The sequence below is a fragment of the Algoriphagus sp. genome, from assembly GCF_024305035.1.
Lineage (GTDB): Bacteria > Bacteroidota > Bacteroidia > Cytophagales > Cyclobacteriaceae > Algoriphagus.
In genome coordinates, this window is sequence record NZ_JAMWZB010000023.1 from 79884 (window position 1) to 86647 (window position 6764).

General features: G+C 43.4%; 8 protein-coding genes. 4 read left to right on the forward strand and 4 right to left on the reverse strand.

Annotated features, from left to right (window positions below; all coding sequences use genetic code 11):
• Window positions 1-145 precede the first annotated feature (145 nt).
• Both Q0L00_RS14020 and Q0L00_RS14025 read left to right on the forward strand, forming a co-directional pair.
• A complete protein-coding gene (locus tag Q0L00_RS14020; RefSeq protein ID WP_297337511.1) occupies window positions 146-328 on the forward strand; it encodes a CPXCG motif-containing cysteine-rich protein in 183 nt (60 codons plus the stop codon).
• Window positions 328-894 carry a pyridoxamine 5'-phosphate oxidase family protein gene (locus Q0L00_RS14025; protein ID WP_297337512.1) on the forward strand — a complete coding sequence of 189 codons (567 nt, stop codon included), beginning with the start codon at window positions 328-330 and terminating at the stop codon, window positions 892-894. The genes Q0L00_RS14020 and Q0L00_RS14025 overlap by 1 nt, the downstream gene beginning before the upstream one ends.
• Here the strand turns inward: Q0L00_RS14025 and Q0L00_RS14030 are convergent, their stop codons facing one another.
• From Q0L00_RS14030 to Q0L00_RS14040, 3 genes are all read right to left on the reverse strand, one after another.
• On the reverse strand, window positions 895-1953 hold the full coding sequence (locus tag Q0L00_RS14030; RefSeq protein WP_297337513.1) for an NAD(P)H-dependent glycerol-3-phosphate dehydrogenase: 1059 nt from the start codon (window positions 1951-1953) through the stop codon (window positions 895-897).
• A complete protein-coding gene (locus Q0L00_RS14035; RefSeq protein ID WP_297337514.1) occupies window positions 1931-3628 on the reverse strand; it encodes a 1-acyl-sn-glycerol-3-phosphate acyltransferase in 1698 nt (565 codons plus the stop codon). Before Q0L00_RS14035 ends, Q0L00_RS14030 begins: the two co-directional genes overlap by 23 nt.
• A gap of 71 nt (window positions 3629-3699) precedes the next feature.
• Window positions 3700-4194, reverse strand: coding sequence for a DUF4199 domain-containing protein (locus Q0L00_RS14040; RefSeq protein WP_297337515.1), 495 nt, complete (start codon window positions 4192-4194; stop codon window positions 3700-3702).
• Window positions 4195-4333: 139 nt separating this feature from the next.
• On the opposite strand from Q0L00_RS14040, the gene Q0L00_RS14045 reads away from it, so the two are divergent.
• Window positions 4334-5308: a polyprenyl synthetase family protein gene (locus tag Q0L00_RS14045; RefSeq protein ID WP_297337516.1), complete on the forward strand. Its 975-nt coding sequence runs from the start codon at window positions 4334-4336 to the stop codon at window positions 5306-5308.
• Window positions 5309-5331: 23 nt separating this feature from the next.
• Here the strand turns inward: Q0L00_RS14045 and Q0L00_RS14050 are convergent, their stop codons facing one another.
• Entirely contained in the window at window positions 5332-6411 is a 1080-nt protein-coding gene (locus Q0L00_RS14050; RefSeq protein ID WP_297337517.1) for a glycoside hydrolase family 43 protein, read from the reverse strand.
• Between the two features lie 117 nt (window positions 6412-6528).
• Here Q0L00_RS14050 and Q0L00_RS19715 point away from each other — a divergent pair, with 117 nt between their 5' ends.
• The gene (locus tag Q0L00_RS19715; RefSeq protein WP_363318550.1) at window positions 6529-6726 is read left to right on the forward strand and encodes a DUF6364 family protein; all 198 of its coding nucleotides are present in this window, start codon (window positions 6529-6531) and stop codon (window positions 6724-6726) included.
• The last annotated feature ends 38 nt before the right edge of the window (window positions 6727-6764 follow it).

A 6764-nucleotide genomic window follows, 5' to 3' on the forward strand; every position in this document is an offset into this window, starting at 1 on the left:
CAAAAGATTCCGATGTTGGAACCGAAGAGGGATTAAGTAGGAATCAGTGTCGATTTGTTAATCCTAATTGCTTGGCTTCACTCCAAATGATGACTATTTTTAATGGGTTCATTCAACTTTTTCCAATTTCAACTGTTTCCTTTCCATGTTCGAGCACTTCTTCCTTTGCCCTCATTGCTTTCAAGAAATTTCCATGCTCTTGGATCCTTCGGTTTCTAGACAGGAATACATTGAAGATTGCCAGGTTTGCTGCAATCCCATTGAACTCAGTGTGGAATTTGAGGAAGGAGAATTGGTATATTTTGAAGCAAATTCCATCGAGCAATAATGCTGTTTCAAAACACAGACAGGCTAGAAGAAATCTGGAAAGCGGTAAAGCATGAACTGCATCGCGGGGCTTTGGATGTTAAACATCCTTTTCATTGGGTGAATTTGGGTACGGTTTCTGGTGAGTTCCCTTCAGTTCGAACCCTCGTCCTGCGTAAGTTGACTCAAGAGTTGGATTTTTTGTTTTTTACCGATTATCGATCCGAGAAGTGTAGGGAATTGAGGGTAAATCAGAATGTCACACTTCATTTTTATCACCCCAAAAAGCAGGTCCAAATCCGAGTCAAGGCCCAGTCAAATCTGCACTTTCAAAATGAATTAGCAGCCAAATTTTGGAATGAAATTCCACCCCATCGAAGATCCGAATATACCGGTGCTCAAGCTCCAGGAACTTCCATTTCCCATCCTCAAGAAGGTTGGGAAGATGGAAATTCCTCCGATCATTTTTTCTCTGTTTTGGAATTTTCTCCTGTAGAAATTGAAGCTTTACAGCTTCGAAGGGAAGGGCATCTACGGGTTAGATTTTCGAAAAAGGCGGATTGGGAGGGGATTTGGCTCGTGCCTTAACTAAACAAAATTCACGTCCACATTGAAGGGGTATTTCATCAAAAACTGGAGGGCTTCTTCGATTTCCAAATCTTCAAAAAGCACTCGATAAAGATTTTCAGTAATTGGGGCTCGCAGATCAGCAGTTTCTAAAAATGCCTTGATGATTTTTACCGTATTGATCCCTTCGGCTACTTCTTCCATATCGGCTTGAATTTGCTCCAGCGTTTCTCCTTTGGCAAGTCGATAGCCGACAGTAAAATTCCGGGAGTTTTCCGAATTGCAAGTGGCAACTAAATCTCCGATTCCTGCCAGACCAATGACAGATTTCACACTACCTCCCAGTGCATTGCTCAGATGGACCATTTCGACCATGCCGCGGGAGATTAACAACCCTTTGGCATTTTCGCCCAATCCTAATCCAGCGAGTGCTCCGGCGGCTATGGCGATGATATTCTTTAAAACTCCACTGAGCTCCACCCCGATAATATCCGAATTTCCGTACACCTGGAAGCGATCAGAACGAAGCAGACGCTGTCCTTCCAAAATCACCTCATTAAATTTACTGGCAACTACCGTGGCGGCAGGTTGTCCTTGACTGAGTTCGGTGGATAGGTTTGGTCCGGCAAGACAACCGACTCGTACAGCCACAGTTTCTTGCTGAATGACCTCACTCATGGTCAGTAGTTGACTTCTTCTTAATTTTTTGACCGTGTCTAAAGTCTGTCCAGGAGGTAAATTCAGACAAAGTCCCTTGGTGCCGTGGATGACCAGGTGATAGGGATGAAGAAAAGGAGCAAATTTGCGGGCTACTTCTTGAAAGCCGGAAGAGGGGACCATGAAAAATAAAACTTCACAGGCCTCGCAAATTTCCCCAGGTTCGTCGGTGGCTTTGATCATTGGGTTGAGGTTTCGGCCCTGAGCTTGATGTCGGGAATTGATTTCATCCACCACTTCCGATTTTCGTGCATAGACGATGACTTGGTTTTTTTCGGCAAGCATATTGGCTATGGTTGCTCCAAAACTTCCAATTCCCACCACACCGATTTGCTTTGTTTTAGAAAAGTTTTTCGAGGCCATATCCGTGTAATCTGTTGTGATAAAAATAAAGTAAGCTCATGTCTTCGGTAACGATGTCGCCCGACTGATTTCGAAGTAGCGGGCGCTTGGCGTGGTACATCCCCACATTGTCAAGTCCATGGGTAATGATTTCATCCATGCTTCGCTTCATGTGTGGGGCGATTTTGATCTGCCCTTCTGCACGTAGTGCTAAAATACGATCATAAACCACTTGACAAGCTGACTTGAATTCTTCGAAAGGAAGAAAGATTTCCTCTTCAGGAAGTCGGATTAAGTCGAACAGGTCCAGTTTCTGATTTTTTGCTTGGATCAACTCAAAAGCAGTAAAGGCAACCAAATGGCTACTAAAGACTCGGTTGATTTTGTGAAACTCTTCCACAATTCTTCTTCCGAGCATATGCGTATATTCCTCTTCCCGCTGCTGATCTACCGTAATTTTTCCATTGGACATGAAATAGTCCCTCGTATCAATGATTCTTCCGTGCTTGTCAAGGCTTTTTCCATCCTGATCGACATAATTGCCCAAAACATCCATTGCGCGGCCTACTGAGACCGAAATATCAGAGCCTTTGGTAAAGAACTTGAAAAGGAACTTGGAGATTTTATAGGAGGTGGAAAACTCGTCATTTTCCTTGTAATATCGCTCTTGACCTGTGATGCTGAGATGATCCCGGATCAAACTTGGTGCTTCTAAAACAAAGTGGTAATTGATCGTAACCGGAACGATAAATATTTTACCGGAAATCTCATTTTGCTCGTCTTGAAAATTATTTCGTTGTGCCTCAATGGCAGTACTGAGTAGTCCAAGTTTAAGCTTAGATTCGATCATGCCACTACGGCTTCGGGTACCTCCGGGGAAAAATAAAGAATGACAGCCAAACTGAATTGCTTCTTTGGAGTACGTTTTTAAGGTCTCCAAATACATCAGGTTTTTCTTTCTCCGATCCACTTTATAAGCGCCAAGTGCATTCATAAAGTAAGCAAAAATCGAAATATTAAAGAGGTTTAAGCCCGCTCCATAAATAAATGGTGGAAGACCCAAAACCGAGATAATCCAGCCGATCAAAATACTGTCTAGATTGGAAAAATGCGTTGGGACCATGACCACAGTGCCTTTGGTTGCCAGATCCCGAAGCTGATCAGTTTCTCCGGTGATTTGGATTTTATCCTGCAGGGTGAATTGATTACTAAAAATGGAGCGAAAGCCCTTGACGCGAGCGGCATTCAAGAGTCGGGAAAAGCCAAAAGTAACGACGCTTCGGGTAAATTTATAATGCTGATGTTTGAAATTACTTGCGATTTCTTCAGAGTAGCGCGTAGTAATTTTTTTCAAAATTTCTTGGTAAGCCTGAAGCCTAGCATTCTTGCCTAGCTTAGTGTCCGAATTTACCTGCAAAAGGGAGGATTTTACCTTTCCCCAAAACTCCTGCTCATCATCGGGGTCTACTGCCCATGGGTTTTGTTTGATTCGCAGTTTTTCACGGTATAGCGTGGTCTCCAGTTCTTCCTTGAGGAGTTCAGGGTTTTTATTGATGAGGCTTAGGATTCGATCCTGAGATTTCTCGGAAACCTGTTTAATAAAATCCTTTCGCTCCCGCGCCAATTTGACTACTGGCCACTCGTTTTTGCTTGGCAAAATCGGTTCATAGCGATGTTTGATGTATTTCTCCTCCAATGTCCGTCAGTGCTTTTCAAAAATTTAGGCCAAAGATAATCAAATAGATTTTGTGCTCGGAAAACTCTTTGTCAGGAGGGTTTCAAAACGCTTTTACTCCGGACAAAAAAAGCCACAATCAAAGACGTGATCACGCCCATCAATGCCGCACCGATAAGGGATTGGAGGATGTAGCTTTTTAAGTTGAAAAAAGATTCAGCTTCCTCCTGTGTCAATTCTCCCGTGCTGACCGAATAAGCGATTACATTGGAAAAATAATCCGGAGTGACCCATTGGCTGATGATGTATTGGACCAAAGGACTCAGTATCGCAACAAAGAGGGTAATCCAAAGTCCGGTAACTAGACCTTGCTTGTAGGAAATGGATCCCTCTAGGTCATTTTTCTTTTTGTCCATTAAACCAAATACATAAATGGCAATGGCCGGAATGGCAAAGAATGAGGTTAATTTAGCATGATCAGCGATTTTTTCATCATGCCAGCCGAGGGTTTTTTCGAGCAGCATCCAGGCGATCATGACTGCTGAAAAGATAATTGCCCATTTGAATTCAGTTTTGAGATTTTTCATGGTGTGGGTGGGTTTTGGGTAATGGATACAAAATAAGAAAAATCCAAAACGTTTCTTTCATTCCACTGTTTCTTTGGTATGCTCAGATATTCCCTTGTCCATGAAGGAAAGGGTATTATTTTTACGCCATCAAAGACGGATGAAACCAGACCTCAAGCAAATACAAAAACCTATTGAAACCGAAATGCTCGTTTTTGAGCAGAAGTTTCGGGATTTCATGAAGAGTAGGGTAAAACTGCTCAACCACATCACCAATTACATCGTCAAGCGAAAGGGGAAGCAAATGCGTCCCATGTTTGTTTTTTTGACGGCAGGTGTCTGTGGAGAGGTGAATGATTCCACGCATCGGGGTGCGGCCTTGATCGAGTTACTTCATACAGCGACGTTGGTGCATGATGATGTGGTGGATGATGCGAATTATCGTCGGGGATTTTTTTCGGTCAATGCGCTTTGGAAAAATAAAATCGCAGTACTCGTAGGAGATTATTTACTTTCAAGAGGATTGCTGCTTTCTGTAGATAATGGAGATTTTAACCTGCTTCAGATTGTATCCAATGCGGTAAAGGAAATGTCTGAGGGCGAACTTTTGCAAATTGCCAAAGCACGAAAACTGGATATCACTGAGGAGGTATATTATACGATAATCCGTCAAAAAACTGCCAGCTTGATTGCATCCTGTTGTGCTGTGGGAGCGGCCAGCGTGGGATCTGATTTGGAGGCGGTAAGTAGGATGCGTGAGTTTGGAGAAAAAGTGGGTATGGCTTTTCAGATTAAAGATGATTTATTTGACTTTGGTGAAGATGAGATCGGTAAACCGGTAGGAATAGATATCAAAGAGAAAAAGATGACCCTTCCGCTGATTTTTGCCTTGACCCAATCGGGTTGGATGGAAAAAAAACGAATCATCCACCTGATCCGAAATCGCTCTGAAGACAAAAAGGCAGTTAATGAAGTGATCCAATATGTCAAACAAAGTGGAGGACTGGAATACGCCAAAGAAAAGATGAATGGGTTTTACCAGCAGGCTTTGGGGATCTTGGATGATTTCCCTGAATCAGAATACAAGACTTCTTTGAGAGATCTGGTAAGTTATACCATTGAGCGAAAAAAGTAAAGCCGGTTTTCCCGGCTTTTTAATTAATTCATCGGATTTATCGTTCGGATCGTTCCATCGGGCATATGAGTTAATTCGGCCATTTTGATGTTTCTGAGGGGCGTTTTGCCTGAGAGTTCGGTGTCATGGTAAAACAGGTACCATTTCCCTTCAAATTCCACAATCGAATGATGATTGGTCCAGCCCTCTACCGGTTCAAGTACCTTTCCTTGGTAAGTAAAAGGTCCGTAGGGATTATCTCCAGTGGCATAGACGATAAAATGTGTGTCCCCCGTTGAGTACGATAAGTAGTATTTTCCGTCGAATTTGTGCATCCAAGCCGCTTCAAAAAACCTGCGGGCATGGTCACCTGCTTTGATGGGATCACCGCTTTGGTCTAAAATCAAAAGTTCGCGCGGTTTTTCTGCCAATGCTTTCATCGACCCGTCTAGTTTGGCGATGTAGGGCATCAGTGCTTTTTCCTCATCAGCTGGGATTCCGTCGGTTGGTCCCTTTCTTCCTTCCACCAATTCTTGATCATCATACCATTGAAGTTGTCCACCCCAGATTCCGCCAAAAAGTAAGAAATAGTCTTCACCCTCAGGAAATACTGCAGGGTCCATACTGAAGGTGCCTGGGATAGGCTCAGGTTCTGCAGTAAAAGGCCCTTCGGGTCGGTCGGAAACGGCCACTCCGATTTTGAAAATATCAGCCTTGTCTTTTGCAGGAAAGTAGAGGTAATATTTGCCATCTTTCTCTGCGGCATCAGGGGCCCAAAGCTGTCGGCTTGCCCAGGGTACGTCTTCAAGCTTAAGTGCGATGCCATGGTCTGTGACCTCCCCTCCAGGCTCTTCCATGGAGAAGACATGGTAATCCTTCATATCAAAATGAGAGCCCATCTCATCCTCTTCTACCTCCGTCTCTATATCATGGGAGGGATAGATGTAGATATTCCCTTCAAAAGCATGGGCCGAAGGATCGGCAGTATACAAACCCTTTACCAAAGGGGAATGCGTGAACTTCGATGGAACAGACTCGAGATCTCCTGCTACAATAGATTTTTGAGGCTGAGAACAGCCTGCCGCCAGCATGGAGGCTACAAGGAAACGGATGGGGAATTTCATGGTTAGATAAGGTTTGAGTTTGTGATGAAACAAGAAAGAAAACTAAAAGTTAATAATATCCAATCGAATTTGGATCGATTAAAGAACACCGGTATTTAGGATAAAATAACACGTGTAATGGAAACTAAACCTACCCTTTTTATCGAAAAATCAATCCTAGAAAAGGCCAAGGAATTTGCCAATAACTCCGGAAAAAGCCTGTTGGATCTGGTTGAGAGGTATTTGAAATCGAGCACGACGTACCCGTCACACACGGGGATAATTAGAATTGCGAGATTCCATCTGACCGCTGAAGAACCAATTATAAACAGATGAAATATCCATGACGGGAGCGCGACACACAGGGGGATGAT